At 67.3% G+C, this 18,383-nt stretch carries 20 protein-coding genes; 12 read left to right on the top strand and 8 right to left on the bottom strand.

The window, feature by feature from the left end:
* Positions 1–11: 11 nt before the first annotated feature.
* The 6 genes from lysS to EL337_RS25425 all read left to right on the top strand — a co-directional run bounded on the left by lysS (position 12) and on the right by EL337_RS25425 (position 6,633).
* Positions 12–1,544 carry a lysine--tRNA ligase gene (gene lysS / locus EL337_RS25450; protein WP_048632994.1) on the top strand — a complete coding sequence of 511 codons (1,533 nt, stop codon included), beginning with the start codon at positions 12–14 and terminating at the stop codon, positions 1,542–1,544.
* A 106-nt stretch (positions 1,545–1,650) separates the two neighbouring features.
* Complete coding sequence (lsr2, locus tag EL337_RS25445; RefSeq protein WP_048632995.1) at positions 1,651–1,992, top strand: histone-like nucleoid-structuring protein Lsr2; 342 nt, start codon at positions 1,651–1,653, stop codon at positions 1,990–1,992.
* Positions 1,993–2,270: 278 nt separating this feature from the next.
* Complete coding sequence (gene clpC1, locus EL337_RS25440) at positions 2,271–4,814, top strand: ATP-dependent protease ATP-binding subunit ClpC (RefSeq protein ID WP_048632996.1); 2,544 nt, start codon at positions 2,271–2,273, stop codon at positions 4,812–4,814.
* 204 nt (positions 4,815–5,018) lie between these two features.
* Positions 5,019–5,234: a CbtB domain-containing protein gene (locus EL337_RS25435; protein ID WP_048632997.1), complete on the top strand. Its 216-nt coding sequence runs from the start codon at positions 5,019–5,021 to the stop codon at positions 5,232–5,234.
* A gap of 25 nt (positions 5,235–5,259) precedes the next feature.
* Positions 5,260–6,060, top strand: coding sequence for a CbtA family protein (locus EL337_RS25430; protein WP_048632998.1), 801 nt, complete (start codon positions 5,260–5,262; stop codon positions 6,058–6,060).
* Positions 6,061–6,075: 15 nt separating this feature from the next.
* The gene (locus tag EL337_RS25425; protein WP_048632999.1) at positions 6,076–6,633 is read left to right on the top strand and encodes a histidine phosphatase family protein; all 558 of its coding nucleotides are present in this window, start codon (positions 6,076–6,078) and stop codon (positions 6,631–6,633) included.
* A 1-nt stretch (position 6,634) separates the two neighbouring features.
* On the opposite strand, the gene EL337_RS25420 is transcribed toward EL337_RS25425, so the two are convergent.
* Both EL337_RS25420 and mhuD read right to left on the bottom strand, forming a co-directional pair.
* Positions 6,635–7,999 carry a serine hydrolase gene (locus tag EL337_RS25420; protein ID WP_083443105.1) on the bottom strand — a complete coding sequence of 455 codons (1,365 nt, stop codon included), beginning with the start codon at positions 7,997–7,999 and terminating at the stop codon, positions 6,635–6,637.
* On the bottom strand, positions 7,974–8,291 hold the full coding sequence (gene mhuD / locus EL337_RS25415) for a mycobilin-forming heme oxygenase MhuD (RefSeq protein WP_048633142.1): 318 nt from the start codon (positions 8,289–8,291) through the stop codon (positions 7,974–7,976). The genes EL337_RS25420 and mhuD overlap by 26 nt, the downstream gene beginning before the upstream one ends.
* Before the next feature lie 39 nt (positions 8,292–8,330).
* Between mhuD and EL337_RS25410 the strand changes: the two genes are divergently transcribed.
* Positions 8,331–9,095 (top strand): alpha/beta fold hydrolase, encoded by a 765-nt coding sequence (locus tag EL337_RS25410; RefSeq protein ID WP_048633000.1) that lies wholly within the window; start codon positions 8,331–8,333, stop codon positions 9,093–9,095.
* Here the strand turns inward: EL337_RS25410 and EL337_RS25405 are convergent.
* Complete coding sequence (locus EL337_RS25405; protein ID WP_048633001.1) at positions 9,078–9,344, bottom strand: hypothetical protein; 267 nt, start codon at positions 9,342–9,344, stop codon at positions 9,078–9,080. The two genes, EL337_RS25410 and EL337_RS25405, sit on opposite strands and share 18 nt — an antisense overlap.
* Before the next feature lie 72 nt (positions 9,345–9,416).
* Between EL337_RS25405 and EL337_RS25400 the strand changes: the two genes are divergently transcribed.
* A complete protein-coding gene (locus tag EL337_RS25400; RefSeq protein ID WP_048633002.1) occupies positions 9,417–10,406 on the top strand; it encodes a GlxA family transcriptional regulator in 990 nt (329 codons plus the stop codon).
* Between the two features lie 24 nt (positions 10,407–10,430).
* Here EL337_RS25400 and EL337_RS25395 read toward each other — a convergent pair whose 3' ends face one another.
* Together EL337_RS25395 and EL337_RS25390 are read right to left on the bottom strand one after the other, a co-directional pair.
* Complete coding sequence (locus tag EL337_RS25395; protein ID WP_126316644.1) at positions 10,431–11,420, bottom strand: IS481 family transposase; 990 nt, start codon at positions 11,418–11,420, stop codon at positions 10,431–10,433.
* Between the two features lie 108 nt (positions 11,421–11,528).
* Positions 11,529–12,437 (bottom strand): HhH-GPD family protein, encoded by a 909-nt coding sequence (locus EL337_RS25390; RefSeq protein ID WP_048634247.1) that lies wholly within the window; start codon positions 12,435–12,437, stop codon positions 11,529–11,531.
* Between EL337_RS25390 and EL337_RS25385 the strand changes: the two genes are divergently transcribed.
* Together EL337_RS25385 and EL337_RS25380 are read left to right on the top strand one after the other, a co-directional pair.
* Positions 12,436–13,056: a carbonic anhydrase gene (locus EL337_RS25385; RefSeq protein ID WP_048634232.1), complete on the top strand. Its 621-nt coding sequence runs from the start codon at positions 12,436–12,438 to the stop codon at positions 13,054–13,056. The two genes, EL337_RS25390 and EL337_RS25385, sit on opposite strands and share 2 nt — an antisense overlap.
* A 59-nt stretch (positions 13,057–13,115) precedes the next feature.
* Entirely contained in the window at positions 13,116–13,892 is a 777-nt protein-coding gene (locus EL337_RS25380) for a hypothetical protein (protein WP_048634246.1), read from the top strand.
* Between the two features lie 6 nt (positions 13,893–13,898).
* Here the strand turns inward: EL337_RS25380 and disA are convergent, their stop codons facing one another.
* The 3 genes from disA to EL337_RS25365 all read right to left on the bottom strand — a co-directional run bounded on the left by disA (position 13,899) and on the right by EL337_RS25365 (position 17,069).
* Entirely contained in the window at positions 13,899–15,017 is a 1,119-nt protein-coding gene (gene disA, locus EL337_RS25375; protein WP_048634231.1) for a DNA integrity scanning diadenylate cyclase DisA, read from the bottom strand.
* 25 nt (positions 15,018–15,042) lie between these two features.
* Entirely contained in the window at positions 15,043–16,452 is a 1,410-nt protein-coding gene (gene radA / locus EL337_RS25370) for a DNA repair protein RadA (RefSeq protein ID WP_048634230.1), read from the bottom strand.
* A 68-nt stretch (positions 16,453–16,520) separates the two neighbouring features.
* On the bottom strand, positions 16,521–17,069 hold the full coding sequence (locus tag EL337_RS25365) for a copper chaperone PCu(A)C domain-containing protein (RefSeq protein WP_048634229.1): 549 nt from the start codon (positions 17,067–17,069) through the stop codon (positions 16,521–16,523).
* Positions 17,070–17,369: 300 nt separating this feature from the next.
* Between EL337_RS25365 and carD the strand changes: the two genes are divergently transcribed.
* Entirely contained in the window at positions 17,370–17,858 is a 489-nt protein-coding gene (carD, locus tag EL337_RS25360) for an RNA polymerase-binding transcription factor CarD (protein ID WP_043412998.1), read from the top strand.
* Positions 17,859–17,866: 8 nt separating this feature from the next.
* Entirely contained in the window at positions 17,867–18,349 is a 483-nt protein-coding gene (ispF, locus tag EL337_RS25355; RefSeq protein ID WP_048634228.1) for a 2-C-methyl-D-erythritol 2,4-cyclodiphosphate synthase, read from the top strand.
* Positions 18,350–18,383 lie beyond the last annotated feature (34 nt).

The following is an 18,383-nucleotide window of genomic DNA, read 5'->3' as shown; positions in this document are numbered from 1 at the left end:
GCTGGCACGTCGTGACGTCCCCAGATTCCCGCGGTCCCGCCGCAGCCGACGCGAGCCATGACGACATCCCTGAGCAGTACCGCATTCGTCAGGGTAAGCGTGACCGCCTGTTGGCCGAGGGTCGCGACCCCTATCCCGTCGCGGTCGCCCGCACCCACAGCCTGGGGGAGTTGCGCCGGGCGTACGCGGACCTGGTCGCCGACACGAAGACCGGCGAGCAGGTCGGGGTCACGGGCCGGGTGATCTTCGCGCGCAACTCCGGCAAGCTCTGCTTCGCCACGTTGCAGGAGGGCGACGGCACCCAGCTGCAGGCCATGATCAGCCTCGACCAGGTGGGACAGGAGTCGCTGGACGCCTGGAAGGCCGACGTCGATCTCGGGGACATCGTGTTCGTGCACGGCGAGGTGATCAGTTCGCGCCGCGGTGAGCTCTCGGTGCTGGCCGACTCGTGGCAGATCGCGTCCAAAGCGCTGCGGCCACTGCCCGTCGCGCACAAGGAGATGAGCGAGGAGACGCGGGTTCGGCAACGCTACGTCGACCTCATCGTGCGGCCGGAGGCGCGCACGATCGCGCGGCAGCGGGTGGCGGTGGTGCGGGCGGTGCGTTCGGCGCTGGAACGTCGCGACTTCCTCGAGGTGGAGACGCCGATGCTGCAGACCCTCGCCGGTGGCGCCGCGGCACGACCCTTCGTGACGCATTCCAATGCCCTCGATGCGGATCTGTATCTGCGCATCGCCCCCGAGCTGTTTCTCAAGCGCTGTGTGGTGGGGGGAATCGAGCGGGTCTTCGAGCTGAATCGCAACTTCAGAAACGAAGGGGCGGATTCCACGCATTCACCGGAATTCGCGATGCTGGAGACTTATCAGGCGTACGGCACATACGACGATTCCGCGGTCGTCACACGTGAGGTTATTCAAGAGGTCGCGGATGAGGCCATGGGTACCAGGCAGGTCACATTGGCCGACGGCACCGTCTACGACCTCGACGGTGAATGGGACTCCATTGAAATGTATCCGTCATTGTCATCGGCGCTGGGCGAAGAGATCACCCCGCACACCACTGCGGAGCGGCTTTGGCAGATCGCGGACTCCCTGGGTGTCGAGATAGCCCGCGACCGTGGTTATGGGCACGGGAAATTGGTCGAGGAACTCTGGGAATACACCGTCGGCGACAAGTTGTGGGCGCCGACGTTCGTCCGGGATTTCCCTGTCGAGACAACGCCGTTGACGCGGCCGCACCGCAGTGTCGAAGGTGTCACCGAGAAATGGGATCTTTACGTCCGTAATTTCGAACTCGCCACCGGCTACTCGGAGTTGATCGACCCCGTCATTCAACGCGAACGGTTCGAAGCGCAGGCGCGGGCCGCTGCAGCCGGGGACGACGAGGCAATGGCGCTCGACGAGGATTTCCTGGCGGCGCTGGAGTACGGGATGCCGCCCACCACGGGCACGGGAATGGGCATCGATCGGTTGTTGATGGCATTGACAGGTCTGTCGATTAGAGAGACGGTTTTGTTCCCGATTGTTCGTCGGCATGGCAACTGAAGCGTCGCGAATCGAGCGTTGTTGAATGGCCCGCTAATTTGTGGCACATTGGTGCCGGAGATGAGTGGATTTTCCGCTGGTCTGGCACTTGGGAAGGCAGTGGGTAATGGCGAAGAAGGTCACCGTCACGTTGGTCGACGATTTCGACGGTGAGGGCGCCGCCGACGAGACCGTGGAATTCGGTATCGACGGCGTGAGCTACGAGATTGATCTCTCAGCCAAAAATGCGACAAAGCTTCGTAATGATCTGAAGCAATGGGTTGAAGCAGGCCGCCGGGTCGGCGGTCGCCGGCGCGGTCGCGCGGTCGGTACCGGTCGGGGCCGCGCCGCCATCGATCGCGAGCAGAGTGCGGCAATCAGGGAGTGGGCGCGTCGCAACGGCCACAACGTGTCCACCCGCGGCCGGATTCCCGCCGACGTCATCGACGCCTTCCACGCGGCGACGTAGCGCCCCCGGTAGCCCGGGTCCGCACGTTCGCTGGAGGCGAACCCCTTCTGACCCTCTCCCGGAAACGTTTCGGGTCTGCCCCGCGTTACCTGTAGCAGCGCCGGGTAATTGCCATCCGCGGTTCATGTCGTAATTCCGACAGGAGCCGACAGGCGGGGCACCCGGAGCCGTCGCCCATTAGAGTGGACGGCGTAGGTGCATAGGACTAGGTATGGACCGCCATCATGACGGCCTTAGTGCGGGCACTTACCTATGCGATGGAGAGCAGGTAACCACGGATGTTCGAAAGATTCACCGACCGTGCGCGTCGGGTTGTCGTCCTGGCTCAAGAAGAAGCCCGGATGCTCAACCACAACTACATCGGCACCGAGCACATCCTGCTGGGACTCATTCACGAGGGTGAGGGCGTAGCCGCCAAGTCACTCGAGTCGCTGGGCATCTCACTGGAGGGTGTGCGCAGCCAGGTCGAGGAGATCATCGGCCAGGGACAGCAGGCGCCGTCCGGGCACATTCCCTTCACCCCGCGCGCCAAGAAGGTGCTTGAGCTGAGCCTGCGCGAGGCGCTGCAGCTGGGCCACAACTACATCGGCACCGAGCACATCCTGCTCGGCCTCATCCGTGAGGGTGAAGGCGTCGCCGCCCAGGTGCTCGTGAAGCTCGGAGCCGAGCTGACGCGCGTGCGCCAGCAGGTCATCCAGCTGCTGAGCGGATACCAGGGCAAGGAGACCGCCGAGGCGGGCACGGGCGGCCGGGGCGGCGAGGCGGGCAACCCGTCCACGTCACTGGTGCTCGACCAGTTCGGCCGCAACCTGACCGCCGCCGCGATGGAGGGCAAGCTCGACCCCGTCATCGGCCGCGAGAAGGAAATCGAGCGGGTCATGCAGGTGCTGAGCCGCCGCACCAAGAACAACCCTGTGCTGATCGGCGAGCCCGGCGTCGGCAAGACCGCCGTCGTCGAGGGCCTCGCGCAGGCGATCGTGCACGGCGAGGTGCCGGAGACGCTGAAGGACAAGCAGCTCTACACCCTCGACCTGGGCTCGCTGGTCGCCGGCAGCCGTTACCGCGGTGACTTCGAGGAGCGCCTGAAGAAGGTCCTCAAGGAGATCAACACCCGCGGCGACATCATCCTGTTCATCGACGAGCTGCACACGCTCGTCGGTGCGGGCGCTGCCGAGGGCGCGATCGACGCTGCCAGCATCCTGAAGCCGAAGCTGGCCCGCGGTGAGCTGCAGACCATCGGTGCGACCACCCTCGACGAGTACCGCAAGTACATCGAGAAGGACGCCGCGCTGGAGCGCCGGTTCCAGCCCGTCCAGGTGGGCGAGCCGACCGTTGAGCACACCATCGAGATCCTCAAGGGGCTGCGCGACCGCTACGAGGCGCACCACCGCGTCTCGATCACCGACTCCGCGATGGTCGCGGCGGCCACGCTGGCCGACCGTTACATCAACGACCGGTTCCTGCCGGACAAGGCGATCGACCTCATCGACGAGGCGGGCGCGCGGATGCGCATCCGCCGGATGACGGCGCCGCCGGACCTGCGCGAGTTCGACGAGAAGATCGCCGACGCCCGCCGGGAGAAGGAGTCCGCGATCGACGCGCAGGACTTCGAGAAGGCGGCGAGCCTGCGTGATAAGGAGAAGACCCTCGTCGCGCAGCGGGCTGAGCGTGAGAAGCAGTGGCGCTCAGGCGATCTCGACGTGGTCGCCGAGGTCGACGACGAGCAGATCGCCGAGGTGCTGGGCAACTGGACCGGTATCCCGGTGTTCAAGCTGACCGAGGAGGAGACCACCCGGCTGCTGCGCATGGAAGATGAGCTGCACAAGCGGATCATCGGCCAGGAGGACGCGGTGCGTGCTGTCTCCAAGGCCATCCGCCGCACCCGTGCCGGGTTGAAGGACCCCAAGCGCCCGTCGGGCTCGTTCATCTTCGCCGGCCCGTCCGGTGTCGGTAAGACCGAGCTGTCCAAGGCGCTGGCCAACTTCCTGTTCGGCGACGACGACGCGCTCATCCAGATCGACATGGGCGAGTTCCACGACCGGTTCACCGCGTCGCGGCTCTTCGGTGCTCCTCCGGGGTACGTCGGCTACGAAGAGGGCGGCCAGCTCACCGAGAAGGTGCGCCGCAAGCCGTTCTCCGTGGTGCTGTTCGACGAGATCGAGAAGGCCCACCAGGAGATCTACAACAGCCTCCTGCAGGTCCTCGAAGACGGCCGTCTCACCGACGGTCAGGGTCGCACGGTCGACTTCAAGAACACCGTGCTGATCTTCACGTCCAACCTCGGTACCTCCGACATCAGCAAGGCAGTCGGGCTCGGCTTCACCCAGGGTGGCGGCGAGAACAACTACGAGCGGATGAAGCAGAAGGTCAACGACGAGCTGAAGAAGCACTTCCGCCCGGAGTTCCTGAACCGTATCGACGACATCATCGTGTTCCACCAGCTGACGCAGGACGAGATCATCAAGATGGTCGACCTGATGATCGGCCGGGTCGGCAACCAGCTGCGGGCCAAGGACATGACGATGGAGCTGACGGACAAGGCCAAGTCCCTGCTGGCCAAGCGCGGCTTCGATCCCGTGTTGGGCGCGCGGCCGTTGCGCCGCACCATCCAGCGCGAGATCGAGGACCAGCTGTCGGAGAAGATCCTGTTCGAAGAGGTCGGACCCGGCCAGCTCGTCACGGTCGACGTCGAGAACTGGGACGGCGAAGGCCTGGGCGAGGACGCGGTCTTCACCTTCGTCGGGTCCAAGAAGCCGGCCAAGGTCGAGGAGCCGGACCTGGCTCAGGCCGGTGCCGGCGGCGGGCCGATCGCGGGCGAGTAAAACTCCAGCAAGACCACATGGGCGGTCACCATCCCGATTTCGAACCCCGGGGTGGTGACCGCCCTATTTGGGTTTACGATGCTCCTGTAATCGACGGGTACCGGAATCTGGTGGAATTCCAGAACGGTCGCGCCACTGAGACAGTCAGACCCGATGCCCGTCGCATCTCTGTATGGGACGCGACATCCCGGAAAGGAACCAGGAATGACTTCTCCTGAGGTGGGCAAGGCCCACGCAGGCGCCATCGACTTCTCGGGCACCAAGGCCGCGCTGTGGCTTTCGCTCACCGCGTTCTTCGCGCTGGTGGTGCTCTACTTCATCGGCATGGACCAGGGTGCGACGTCGGTGTTCGGCAGCAACACCTACATCCACGAGTTCGTGCACGACGCCCGCCACCTTCTCGGCTTCCCCTGCCACTGAGCCCAGAAGGACAGGACAAGAAAATATGGAGAAGCAGATCATCTGGCGCGGCCTGTTGGCCGGCGCCGTCGCCGGCGTGCTCGCGTTCCTTTTCGCGCGGGTCTTCGTCGAGCCGCAGATCGAGTTGGCCATCGGGTACGAAGAGGGCACCGGCGCCGCGCACGAGGCGATGGAGATGGCGGCCGGGACGGCCGGTCACAGCCACGGCGGTGAGGGCGGCGGCTTCACCCGCGCCGTCCAGATGAACATCGGCATGGGACTGGGTGTGCTGCTGTTCAGCCTGGCCATCGGCGCACTGTTCGCCGTGGTCTTCGCGGTCGCCTACGGCCGGGTCGGCAGCGTCTCGGCCCGGTTGCTGTCGGTCTACGTCGCAGGCGGCATGCTGCTGAGCCTGTACATCGTTCCGGCGCTGAAGTATCCGGCCAGTCCGCCGGCGCTGAGCCTGGACGAGACCATCCGGCAGCGGACGCTGCTGTACATCGCGGTGGTGGTGCTCTCGGCGGCGCTGCTGGTCGGCGCGGTCTACTTGGGCAGGCAGTGGGCAACCAGGCTCGGCACGTGGAACGCCACCATCGCTGCGGGCGGCAGCTACATCGTGGCGATGGCGGTGGTGTTCCTGATCCTGCCGACCATCGACGAGACTCCGGGTCCGCTGGTCGACGATGCAGGCGTCATCGTCTACGAGGGATTCCCGGCGGATGTCCTCTACGAGTTCCGGCTCTACTCGCTGGGCACCCAGGTGGTCGTCTACGCGACCATCGGGTTGGTGTTCGCGGCGCTGGTGTCGCGTCTGGTGGGCGAGCGGAAGCAGGCCGTTTCAGCGTGAACCTGGTCAGTACCGGTGAATGAGGTCGTCCGGCTGACCCTCGTGTCCCACGCCATGACGGATGCGATGGCGGCCGGACGGTTTCCCACCGACGAACCGGTCAACGCGCTCGGGCGCCGGCAGATCGAAGGCATCGATCTCGCCGGCGCCGAACGTGCGGTCTGTGGTCCGGAGGCGCGCACCCAGCAGACGGCGGCGCTTCTCGGGCTGGCGCCGACGATCGAGTCCGGGCTCGCCGATCTGGACTGCGGGCGGTGGCGCGGTGATTTCCTGGGCCGGGTGTCCCCGGCGGAGATGACCATCTGGCTCACCGATCCCACGCGGGCACCGCACGGAGGCGAGTCCGTCGTCGACCTCGTTGCGCGGGTGGGTCGCTGGATGGATTCGTTGACCGCTGGACGCATTGAACACGCCAAGATGGTCGCCGTCACTCATCCCGCCGTGGTCCGTGCCGCTGTGCTGGTGGCCCTCGATGCGCCGGCGAAATCGTTCTGGCGCATCGACATCGCCCCGGTGAGCCGGACGGTGCTGCACTTCCGCGGTCACGCGTGGACGCTGCGGTCCAGCGCGTAGGTCAGTTCTCGGGGATCAGGTCGAACGTCTGGCGGGCGATCGACATGAGCCACGCGGCCGCGGTCTGGCTGCGGAACTCCGGCCAGTTCGACTGCAGGCTCACCACCCACGGCTGACCCGAGGCGTCGACGGCGTACCAGCTGAACGTCAGATCACCGGGCAGGTTGCCGGCCTTGGCGCCGATGTAGGGCCACTTGGTGCGGTCGAGGTCGATGCCAGGGAGTGCGGACAGGATGTCCCGCACCGGCGCCGCTTCGCCCACGGCGCCCGCCTGAAGCGCGGCGTGCAGCCGGCAGATGTCGGCGGCGCTGCCGTACCACTCGGCGCCGATGTCGGACGCGGGCATGTGCGTCTTGTTCGGGTCGGGTTCGTAGGGTCGCGAATTGGTCTGCTGCAGCAGCTGCGCACGGCCTTCCCGGGATGCCGTCTTCCACTGCTCGCGGAGGTCGGGGGTGCCCCAGCCGACGGAGAACAGTTCGTGCATCGTCGGGAACGGTGTCATGCTCGCCGGGTCGTGGTGGCCGGCGGCCTTCAGTGCGCGCTCGACGGCACCCGGGCCGAGCCGGTTGATCAGCAGGTCGGTGGCCATGTTGTCGCTCGCCGAGATCATCTGCTGGGCCGCGTCGCGGACCGATACGGTGGCGCCCGGCTCGAGCTTGTCGAAACCCGACGAACCGACCGCCTTGGCCTCTTCGGTGATCGTCAGCGTGTCAGTCCACTCCAGCGTGCCTGCCTTCACCGCATCGGCGACGGCGAGGAGCACGTACAACTTGAAGATGGAGGCCAGCGGCAGCGACAGCTCGGTGTTGCTGCCGGCCACCTTGACGCACCTGCCGTCGTCCACCTTGGCCACCTGATACGAGTAGCGGGCGCCCGCGCTGGTGAGTTGTTCGTCGATGTCGGACCACGAATCAATCTGCGGTGCAACGAGTTCCACGTTGAATCGATCGATCATGCCCGCCTCGTCGGTGCGCAGCTGGATCGTCTGTCCCACCCCGTAGGAGGTGCGCACGTCGAGGGTGGCGTGCCCGGCGCCGACGTCGACGTTTGTCAGCGTGAACGGTCTGTCCCACCAGATCCGGTCGAGGGTCACCCCGACTTGCTCGACCTGATCGGGGACCGCCATGGTGCGGACGTTGGCCTCACCGATCGGCCAGTCGCTGTTGAGCATGTCCATGATCTGCTTGGCCCGCAGACCCTGCGGTGTGTTGATCTGTATCGGCGCGCCGTAGGCGGCGTCGGCGGGTGCCGGACGCGGAGCTGAGCATCCGCTGGCCAGGGCCACCACGGACAGGAGCGCGACCGCAATCGCGGCCGCGCTGCGCCGGGCCCCGGCCGCCCTAGGCGCCGGAGTCGGTTCCGGCAACGTCGAGCACGACCTCGAATTCGAGCAGTGATGCGCCGGTGGACACCGGGTTGGACCGCTCGCCCGCGTGCGCGGCGATGGCGGGTCCGGAAGCCCAGGCCTGGAACGCCTCTTCGGACTCCCACTGGGTGACCACGAAGTAGCGGGTCTCGCCCTTGACGGGGCGCAGCAGTTGGAAACCGAGGAAGCCGGGCTGGTTGTCGACGGCGTGGGCGCGGTGCGCGAACCGCTTCTCCAGTTCGGGGCCCGCGTCGGGCGGGACCTCGATGGCGTTGATCTTCACCACAGACATGGCGATCAGGCTACCGCGTGCACTCGGCATGATGGCCTGATGGATCTGCTGACGTGTCACGGCGGCACGGGCCCGCCACTGGTTCTGGTGCACGGCCTGATGGGGCGCGGAACCACGTGGTCGCGGCAGCTTCCGTGGCTGACCCGGTTCGGGCGGGTCTACACCTACGACGCGCCGTGGCATCGGGGTCGCGACGTCGACGACCCGCATCCGATCAGCACCGAGCGGTTCGTGGCCGATCTCGGCGGTGCCGTCGAACACGCCGTAGCGGCGGGCGGACCGGCGATCATGGTGGGCCACTCGATGGGGGCGTTGCATTCGTGGTGCCTGGCCGCCGCCCGCCCGGAGTTGGTCGCCGCGGTGGTCGTCGAGGACATGGCACCCGATTTCCGGGGCAGGACCACCGGTCCGTGGGAACCGTGGGTGTACGCGCTGCCCGTCGAGTTCGGCTCGGCGGCCCAGGTGTTCGAGGCGTTCGGGCCGGTCGCGGGGCAGTACTTCCTGGAGGCGTTCGACCGGACGGTGACGGGCTGGCGGCTCCACGGCCATCCCGACAAGTGGATCGAGATCGCCGCCGAATGGGGGAGGCGGGACTACTGGGAGCAGTGGCGGGCGGTGACGGCGCCGACGCTGCTCGTGGAGGCCGGCGCCGGCGTCACCCCGCCGGGACAGATGCGGACGATGGCCGAGACGGCGCGCCGGGCGGCGTATCTGCACGTGCCCGGCGCCGGCCATCTGGTCCACGACGACGCTCCGGGGAAATACCGGGACGCCGTCGAGGCGTTTCTAACGTCGTTCTCCTGACGCGGTCGTCGCCGGCCACGTGGGGTGCTGCTCGAATCGGGTGCGCACGGCGTCGAGGTCGTGTTGTTCGCGGTAGGAGTCACGGCCGCGACCTTCGGCGTCGTCGAACAACCGGCCGGTCATCGGTGCGGCCCAACGGAACTGGTCGAGGTGCAGCCGCAGCGAGCCGGAGCGATTCGCGGCCCAGCTGAGGATCGCCGCGAGGGCGAACGGAGACAGAAGGATCAGAAAGGCAAGTGCGGTACTCATGGCAGTAATGCTCCGCTTGGAGAACATCCCGCCAACAGTGGCAGAAGTGACATTGATCGATAAGATGCTGCCATGGCGATAAGAACTGTCTCGGCACTCGTGCTCGACGGCCTCGCGGTCTTCGAGTTCGGCGTCATCTGTGAGGTCTTCGGTATCGACAGATCAGCCGACGGGGTTCCCAACTTCGACTTCAAGGTGTGCGGGCCGGAGCCGGGCCTGCCGGTGCGGACCTCGGTCGGGGCGACCATCACCCCTGACCACGGGCTGGACGACCTGGTCGGCGCGGATCTGGTCGCCATCCCGGCCATCGCGAGCCAGGCCGGCAGCTACCTGCCCGAGGCGCTGGACGCGATCCGTCGCGCCGCCGAGTCGGGATCGATCATCCTGACCGTGTGCTCGGGCGCATTCGTCGCCGGTGCGGCCGGACTGCTGGACGGGCGGCCGTGCACCACGCACTGGATGCACGCCGACGAGCTGGCGAGCATGTATCCGACGGCGAAAGTCGACCGCAACGTGCTGTTCGTCGACGACGGCAACCTCATCACCAGCGCCGGTACCGCTGCGGGCATCGACGCGTGCCTGCACCTGGTGCGCCGGGAGCTCGGCAGCGAGGTCACCAACAAGATCGCCCGCAGGATGGTGGTGCCGCCGCAGCGCGACGGCGGTCAGCGTCAGTACATCGACCAGCCGATCCCGGTGAAGTGTTCGGAGCGGTTCGCGCCGCACCTCGACTGGATCCTGGCCAACCTGGACAAACCGCACACCGTCACGACGCTGTCTCGGCGGGCGCACATGTCGGGGCGTACGTTCGCCCGGCGCTTCGTCGAGGAGACGGGTCGCACGCCGATGCAGTGGGTCACCGATCAGCGGGTGCTGTTCGCCCGCCGAATGCTCGAGGAGTCGAACCTCGACATCGACCAGATCGCGGAGCGGTCCGGCTTCGGCACGGCGACGCTGCTGCGGCACCATTTCCGCCGGATCATCGGTGTCACGCCGTCGGACTATCGCAGGCGGTTCAACACCACCGAGGCCGAGGTGGAGGTCGGTGCCGCGACGGCGTGACGGTGGTGGCCTGGCTGTGCTGGCCTAGGTGTACTGACCTGAGAGGTTAGGTACGCGGCTGGCTGGTGGTTGACCGCCGAGTGCTGTGTGGCCGCGGTGGTGATTGTAGTTGTGCAGCCATCGCGGGTACTCCTGGCAGCGTTGTTGGTCGCTGGTGTACAGCCGGGCGTAGGCCCACTCATCGGCCAGGGTCCGGTGGAATCTCTCCACCTTCCCGTTGGTCTGCGGCCGATAGGGTCGAGTGCGCCGATGTTCGATGTCATCGCCTAGCGCCTTGCGGAATACATGCGACCGGTAGCAAGATCCGTTATCAGTCAACACCTTTCGAACAATGATTCCCTGTTCGACGAACCAGGCGTTGGCGCGTTCCCAGAACTCGGAGGCGGTCTCCTTGCGTTCATCGGCCAGCATCTCGGAGAAGACCAGACGGGAGTGCGCATCCAGCGCGGTGTGTAGGAAGTGATAGCCCCGCAACGGCTGTCGGTACTTATTGGTGGCTCCGGTCTTGTCGGCTTGGGCGTTGCGCTTACCTGCGGAGCGACCCAGCATCTTCCAGCCGCCGCCGGCGGGGATCTTTCCCAGCTTCTTGACATCGACGTGCACCAGATCACCGCACGCCGCAGATTCCATGCGGCGCACGACGCGGCCGGTGGCGCGGTCGAGCCAGCGCAGTCGGGCGATCCGGTAGCGGCGCAGCACGTTGTGCACCGTGGAGACGTTCAGTCGCAGCAGGTAGGCGATTCGGGCCGGTCCCCAACGGCGGGTGACGCGCACCCCGATGATGCGGCGTTCGGTCCGTGTCGGGGTGCGGTTGGGGCTGCGATGGGGTCGTGAGCTGCGGTCGGCCATTCCGGCCTCGCCCAGCTCGACGTAGCGGTCCCTCCAACGGACGGCGGTGCCTACCGATACCTGGAATCGTTCGGCCGCGCGGCGTAGCGACCAGCCATCATCGACGATGCACCGAGCCAGCCTCAAGCGACCCGTTTCGGACAAAGGGGCATTACGGTGAACCACGAAGACCTCCGAGGTGGGTTGGTGCGTTCCTAGACAGCTCGCACTTCACTCGGAGGTCTTCGCCTTGTCACCTCACCACGCCGTACCTAACGTCCGTGGTCAGTACACCTAGGTCTGCTCGCCCTCGCCGCACAGCGCGAACCGGCCATCGGCGGTCTGCTCGACCAGCCCGTCGACCAGCAGCGAATCCAGCGCACGGTCGCGCTGTGCGGTGTCCGTCGTCCATGCGACGTCCAGCTCTGCGCGGGTGACCGGAGACGCGGTGCCGCGCAACACATCCAACAGGCGCCCACGCACCTGGCGGTCGGTGCCCGCGAACTTCTGCACACGCTTGGCCGGGCCGGTGCCCGCCGGGAATCCCCGTGACCGCCATGCGCAGTGCGGTAGCGGGCACAGGCCGCAGCGGGGTGCCCGCGCCGTGCACACCGTCGCGCCGAACTCCATCAACGCCACCGAGAACTTGGGCGCGGTCTCATCGTCGGGCAGCAGCGCCTCGACGTCGGCGAGGTCCCGCGTCGACGACGGTGGTCCCGCGTCGTGGAGGCCGTGCACGGCGCGGGCCACCACCCGCCGCACGTTCGTGTCGACGACGGGAACCCGCTGGCGGTAGGCGAAACACGCGACGGCCCGCGCGGTGTAGGTGCCGACGCCGGGCAGGGTGAGCAGCGTGTCGACGTCGGCGGGCACGGTGTCGTCGTGTTCGGCGGCGATCACCGAGGCGCATTCGTGAAGGCGCTTGGCCCGCCGCGGATAGCCCAGCTTGCCCCACGCCCGCAGCACATCGGCCGCGCTGGCCGCCGCGGTCGCCGACGGCGTGGGCCAGCGAGCGATCCAGTCCAGCCAGATCGGCTGCACCCGCGCCACCGGAGTTTGCTGCAGCATGAACTCGCTGACCAGGATCTGCCACGCCGAAACGCCTGGTCGGCGCCACGGCAGGTCGCGCTGGGCACGGTCGTACCACTCGAGAAGCTCGTTCGTGTCGATCGGTGAGACCGGTTCGGGCACAATGTCGATCATGCCGAACACCAGCCCGTTGACCGCATGGAAAGCACTCAAGGAGGGTAACGAGCGTTTCGTTGCCGGCCAGCCGATGCACCCCAGTCAGAGCATCGAGCACCGGGCCAGCCTGGCCGCGGCGCAGAAGCCGACTGCGGTGGTGTTCGGGTGCGCTGACAGCCGCGTCGCCGCCGAGATCATCTTCGACCAGGGCCTGGGCGACATGTTCGTCGTGCGTACCGCGGGCCATGTGGTCGACAGCGCGGTGCTGGGGTCGATCGAATACGCCGTGACAGTTCTGGGTGTGCCGCTGGTCGTCGTGCTCGGCCACGACAGCTGTGGTGCGGTCGGAGCGGCGCTCGCCGCGCTCGACGGCGGCGCGGTTCCCGCGGGCTACGTCCGCGACGTCGTGGAACGGGTGACTCCGTCGATCCTCATGGGGCGCAGGGACGGGCTCACCCGCGTCGACGAGTTCGAGGCCAGGCACGTCATCGAAACCGGCCAGCAGCTCCTGAGCCGTTCGACGGCGATCACCGAGGCCGTGCGCGACGGGAAGCTGGGCGTCGTCGGGCTGACCTACCACCTGGCCGACGGAAAGGTCGATCTCCGCGACCATATCGGTGACATCGGCGAAGCCTGAGGCCCGACACGCCGGGCAACCTCGGACAACGCAGCTCGACCTGGCCTTACCGTGATGTGGTGCTGGATCTAGAACCGCATGGGCCGCTGCCCAGACAGATTTACTGGCGACGCAGGGCGCTCGCGGGCGGCATTGCGGCGCTGGTGATCGGCATTGTCGCTGTCATCGTCACGGTCGTCGTGCTGAACAGCACGAGCAACGAGCAGCCAACCGCCAACGAATCCACGGATCAGTCGGCTCAAGCGGCCCCGCCGCCGCTGCCCGGCGAGAATCCCGAGATCAAGTCGCCCATCCAGCCGCCGGCGCAGCAGGCCCCGCCGCCGACTCCCACCCCGACGGCCGCTGTCGTACCGCCGCCGATCCTCAAGGAGGGCGACGACTGCCCGGACTCCACCCTGGCGGTCAAGGGCATCACGAACCAGCCGCAGTACGTCGTCGGTGATCAGCCGAAGTTCACCATGGTCGTCACCAACATCGGGCTGGTCGCGTGCCAGCGTGACGTCGGTGCCGCCGTCCTCGCGGCGTACGTGTACACGCTGGACAACCAGCGGCTGTGGTCAAACCTCGACTGTGCGCCGTCTAACGAGACGCTGATCAAGACCTTCCAGCCGGGTGAGCAGGTCACCACCGAGGTGACGTGGACCGGGATGGGATCGGCGCCGAACTGCCCGCTGCCGCGTCAGCCCATCGGGGCCGGCATGTACAACCTGGTCGTCCAGCTGGGCAACCTCCGGTCGGCGACGGTGCCCTTCATGCTCGCCCAACCGGGCCAGGCGCCGCTGCCGGTCGACGGCGCGCCCCCGGTGCCGGCGCCCGCTCCCGCTCCGGTCGGCTGACCCGGCTCAGGCCAGCCGGTCGGCGATCGTCGACTCGGCCAGCTGGGACAGACCTTCCCTGATGTGGCGCGCCCACATCGAGCCGATACCCTCGACCGACTGAAGGTCGCTTGCGCTGGCGGCCAGCAGGCCCTGCAGCGAACCGAAGTTGCGGACCAGCAGGTCGACGTGCGCGAACTGCAGTCGCGGAATGCCCGACATGGCCCGGTAGCCCCGCGAGCTCATCGATGAATCCTGCGCCTCGGCCGTCGAGGGATAGCCGAAAACCCTTGCCAGCGTGGTGAAGTCGAGGAGTTCGCTGTCGGAAAGGCTGTCGAGTTCCTCCAGCGTCGCGGTCACCTGTGCCGATGTCGGTGGATCCGGATTGGCGTGGTAGTCGCGCACGATGAGCTCTCGGTCGGTGTCGTTGTCACCGACGAGTTCGTCGAGCTGAAGTTTCAGCTGCCTGCCGTCGGTGCCCAACTCGACGACGTCGGAGTCGAGCTCCAGGCTGATGCGGCGCACCATTTCCAGGCGCTGCACCACCGTCATCACGTCGCGCAAGGTGACAAAGTCTTCGATCTCGGCCGTCGAGAGCTGTCTGCTGACTTCCTCGAGGCGGGTCTTGTACCGCTCCAGGGTGTCGATGGTCTGGTTGGCCCGGGACAAGATGGTCGCCGACTCGGGCACCACGTGGCGTTCGCCGGCGACATAGACGGTCACGATGCTCATCGAGTGGCTCACCGAGATCACCGGATAACCGGTCTGGATCGCGGTGCGTTCAGCGGACCGGTGCCTGGTTCCGGACTCCTCGGTGGGGATCGACGGATCCGGCACCAGCTGCACGTTGGCGCGCAGGATGTGGCTGCCGTCGCTGGACAGCACCACGGCGCCGTCCATCTTGGACAGCTCGCGCAGGCGGGTGGGGGCGTAGCGCACGTCGAGGGAGAACCCGCCGTCGCAGATGGTCTCGACACTGTCGTCGTAGCCGATGAGTATCAGGGCGCCGGTCTTGCCCCGCAGAATGCGTTCCAGGCCGTCGCGCAGCGGCGTCCCGGGGGCCAGCCGGGCGATGGTCTCGCGCATGGTCGGGCGGGTCAACGGCACAACAGTGCGCGAATTGCGGCCCGTCGACTTCACGGCCACTGCTCGTCCACAATCCCCATGGTCTTCACCCCACCGATCGGTCCCCGGCTCTCGCGTCATTCTGGCTGATCCGCCGCAGCACCTGCAACGCCGAGGTGATGTTGTCGGCGGAGTGCACCTGCAGGCCCGGCGGCGCGGCCGTCACGCCGGACGGTACGACGGCGTAGGTGAACCCCAGCCGCGCGGCCTCGGCGAGCCGTTTGTCCATTCCGGTGACCCGCCGCAGGTCACCGGCCAGCCCGACCTCGCCGATCGCGATCGTCGTCGTCGGCAGCGCCAGGTCGGTGAATGCCGAGGCGATGGCCAGTGCCACCGCCAGATCCGACGACGAATCCGTCAGCCGCATGCCGCCCACCGTGGACAGGTAGATGTCGTTCATGCCGACCGGCAGCTTCGCGCGCTTCTCCAGCACCGCGGTGATCATTGCCGCCCGGGACGAGTCGATGCCGCTGACCGCGCGGCGCGGGCTGCCGCTGGCAGGTGAGCCGATGAGCGCCTGCACCTCGCCGATCATCGGGCGCTTGCCGTCGAGTGTGACCGTGACCGCGGTGCCGGACACGGGCTTGGGCCGCTGATCCAGGAACAGCCCGGACGGGTCGGACACACACTCGATCCCGTTGTCGTGCAACAGGAAACAACCGACCTCGTCGGCGGCGCCGAACCGGTTCTTGACGCCGCGCACCATGCGGAGCGCCGACGCGCGGTCGCCTTCGAAGTGCAGCACCACGTCGACGAGGTGTTCCAGCGAGCGGGGGCCTGCGATGGCACCGTCCTTGGTGACGTGGCCGACGAGCAGCATGGCCACGCCGGTGGTCTTGGCCGTCATCGTCAGCGCGGTGGTGACGGCGCGCACCTGGGTGACGCCGCCGGTGACGCCGTCGGCCTCGGTGGTGGACATGGTCTGAACCGAGTCGACCACCACGAGGCTGGGTTGCACGGCCTCGATGTGGCCGAGCGCGGTCTGCAGGTCGGACTCGGCGGCGAGGTAGACCTCGTCATGGCTGCAGCCGGTGCGTTCGGCGCGCAGCCGGATCTGCCCGGCCGACTCCTCACCGGACAGGTACAGCGCGCGGCGTCCGGTCAGCGCCCAGCGATGCGCCACCTCGAGCAGCAGCGTCGACTTGCCGACACCGGGATCACCGGCCAGCAACGTGACCGAGCCCGGAACCAGTCCGCCCCCGAGCACCCGGTCCAGCTCGCTGATCCCGGTGTGGAAATGCCGGGTGTTCCCCGGGTCGATCGAACTGATCGGGACCGCGGGCGACGTGGGTGCCACGATGCGCCGGGTGCCTGTGCCGCCCACCGCGGTGAGAGCGACTTCGTCGACGGTGCCCCACGTGCCGCATTCCGAGCAGCGCCCCACCCATTTCGGCGTGACGTGGTGGCATTCCGAACAGCGATACTGCGAACGTACTTTCGAATTCACCCGGGCCACGCGCTGACCGTAACCGCCGGGACCGACAGAACTCCGGTGATCAGCGGCCGTGTCGGGCTGCCGACGTCCTAGTGCCCGCCGCCGGAGTGGCTCTCGCTGCCGCCGGCCCCGGCCTCTTCGCGCCGAGGCTGCTCGCCGGCGGAGACGGGGACGGCGACCGTGGTCTCGCCCGCGTTCTCGAACGTGAACGTGAAGTCGTAGGTCAGGCCGTTGGTGATGGGCTTGGTGAGCTCGAGCTGGGCCTCGGCCGCGTCCGCCGGCTCGACCGCCGACAGCGCCGTCTCCTGACCGTCCGGGGAGCCGACGACCAGCACGCCGTTGACGGGCACCTCGCCGCCACCGGTCAGCGTCACGGTGCCGACGTCGGTGGTGATGGAGACGAGCTTGTCCTCGACGTCTGCCGAGTCGTTGGCCGCGACGAAGATCAGCTGCGCCTCGGCGCCCGGCCGGATGTAGTCGGAGGTCTGGTCGGCGGAGATGTGGACGTTGCGCAGCGCGATGGGTCCCGCTTTGCCGCTCGTGCCGTTGACCGCGGGCTCCTGGGTGGCGGTCTGGGACACCTGGCCGGCGCCGCACCCGCTCAACACGACAGATGCGGCCAACCCGCACGTCGCCATCGCGACGAAGACAGAAGAGCGCCGTTTCGAGGTGTTCACTGGGGCCTCCTGCTTGGCCGACTGGGCGACGTGTCGCGCCGGGCCCTCAGGGGATCCGGCGGTTCGACTATGCAGAGTAGTAGGTGATGAAAGCGGGCGGTAGCGGAGGGTTCGCACCCTCTCACAGCGCCCCCGTAGATGCACGGATTCGCCGGTGTGTCAACCCCCGCTGCACACCTACTGTGCCCCTGACCTGCATCGTTGATCCGCACCCTGTTGCGGGCCGTGTTAACATTGGGGGGTGAAAGGGGCTCGAAACTGATGATTTTTAAGGTCGGAGACACCGTCGTCTATCCACACCACGGTGCTGCGTTGATCGAGGCGATCGAAACCCGGACCATCAAAGGCGAGCAGAAGGAATACCTCGTCTTGAAGGTCGCACAGGGCGATCTCACCGTTCGGGTACCCGCAGACAACGCCGAATACGTGGGCGTGCGCGATGTCGTCGGACAGGAGGGCCTGGACAAGGTCTTCCAGGTGCTGCGTGCACCGCATACCGAAGAGCCGACCAACTGGTCGCGCCGGTACAAGGCAAATCTGGAGAAGCTGGCTTCCGGCGACGTGAACAAGGTCGCCGAGGTGGTTCGTGACCTGTGGCGCCGAGATCAGGAACGCGGCCTGTCCGCGGGCGAGAAGCGCATGCTGGCCAAGGCCCGGCAGATCCTGGTCGGCGAGCTCGCGCTCGCCGAGAACACCGATGACGAGAAGGCTGCAACCATTCTCGACGAGGCACTCGCCGCCGCCTCCTGAGGGCGGGCATGACGATTCGCGTCGGGCTCGGTACCGACGTTCATCCCATCGAAGTCGGTCGTCCGTGCTGGCTGCTGTGTCTGTTGTTCTCCGACGGCGACGGCTGCGCGGGACATTCCGACGGCGACGTCGCCGCCCATGCCCTCTGTGATGCGCTGCTGTCGGCAGCGGGCATGGGCGACATCGGCGAGGTGTTCGGCGTCGACCAGGTCCAGTGGCGCGGTGTCAGCGGCGCTGACATGCTCCGGCACGTGCACTCGCTGCTGACCGCGGAAGGCCTGCGCGTCGGCAACGCCGCGGTTCAGGTCATCGGCAATCGCCCGAAGATCGGTCCGCGCCGCGCCGAGGCGCAGAAGCTCCTCACCGAACTCCTCGACGCACCCGTGTCGGTATCCGCGACCACCACCGACGGCCTCGGTCTGACCGGGCGCGGAGAGGGCCTGGCGGCGATTGCCACCGCCCTAGTTGTCGGCGATGAGGGTCAGGCCTGAAAAGGCCGGTAAGCTGGCCCGTCGTGACCGACCA

Source organism: Mycolicibacterium aurum, assembly GCF_900637195.1.
GTDB classification, from domain to species: Bacteria; Actinomycetota; Actinomycetes; order Mycobacteriales; family Mycobacteriaceae; genus Mycobacterium; species Mycobacterium aurum.
Note: the sequence above shows the minus strand (reverse complement) of the source record. Positions and strands in the feature narration are given on the sequence as shown.

What these genes read in the sequence shown, in the direction of transcription:
- lsr2 (WP_048632995.1), top strand. Translation starts at nt 1,651, where the DNA reads ATGGCGAAGAAGGTCACCGTCACGTTGGTCGACGATTTCGACGGTGAG.
- clpC1 (WP_048632996.1), top strand. Translation starts at nt 2,271, where the DNA reads ATGTTCGAAAGATTCACCGACCGTGCGCGTCGGGTTGTCGTCCTGGCT.
- EL337_RS25435 (WP_048632997.1), top strand. Translation starts at nt 5,019, where the DNA reads ATGACTTCTCCTGAGGTGGGCAAGGCCCACGCAGGCGCCATCGACTTC.
- EL337_RS25430 (WP_048632998.1), top strand. Translation starts at nt 5,260, where the DNA reads ATGGAGAAGCAGATCATCTGGCGCGGCCTGTTGGCCGGCGCCGTCGCC.
- mhuD (WP_048633142.1), bottom strand. Translation starts at nt 8,291, where the DNA reads ATGTCTGTGGTGAAGATCAACGCCATCGAGGTCCCGCCCGACGCGGGC.
- EL337_RS25410 (WP_048633000.1), top strand. Translation starts at nt 8,331, where the DNA reads ATGGATCTGCTGACGTGTCACGGCGGCACGGGCCCGCCACTGGTTCTG.
- EL337_RS25405 (WP_048633001.1), bottom strand. Translation starts at nt 9,344, where the DNA reads ATGAGTACCGCACTTGCCTTTCTGATCCTTCTGTCTCCGTTCGCCCTC.
- EL337_RS25400 (WP_048633002.1), top strand. Translation starts at nt 9,417, where the DNA reads ATGGCGATAAGAACTGTCTCGGCACTCGTGCTCGACGGCCTCGCGGTC.
- EL337_RS25385 (WP_048634232.1), top strand. Translation starts at nt 12,436, where the DNA reads ATGCCGAACACCAGCCCGTTGACCGCATGGAAAGCACTCAAGGAGGGT.
- EL337_RS25390 (WP_048634247.1), bottom strand. Translation starts at nt 12,437, where the DNA reads ATGATCGACATTGTGCCCGAACCGGTCTCACCGATCGACACGAACGAG.
- EL337_RS25365 (WP_048634229.1), bottom strand. Translation starts at nt 17,069, where the DNA reads ATGGCGACGTGCGGGTTGGCCGCATCTGTCGTGTTGAGCGGGTGCGGC.
- carD (WP_043412998.1), top strand. Translation starts at nt 17,370, where the DNA reads ATGATTTTTAAGGTCGGAGACACCGTCGTCTATCCACACCACGGTGCT.
- ispF (WP_048634228.1), top strand. Translation starts at nt 17,867, where the DNA reads ATGACGATTCGCGTCGGGCTCGGTACCGACGTTCATCCCATCGAAGTC.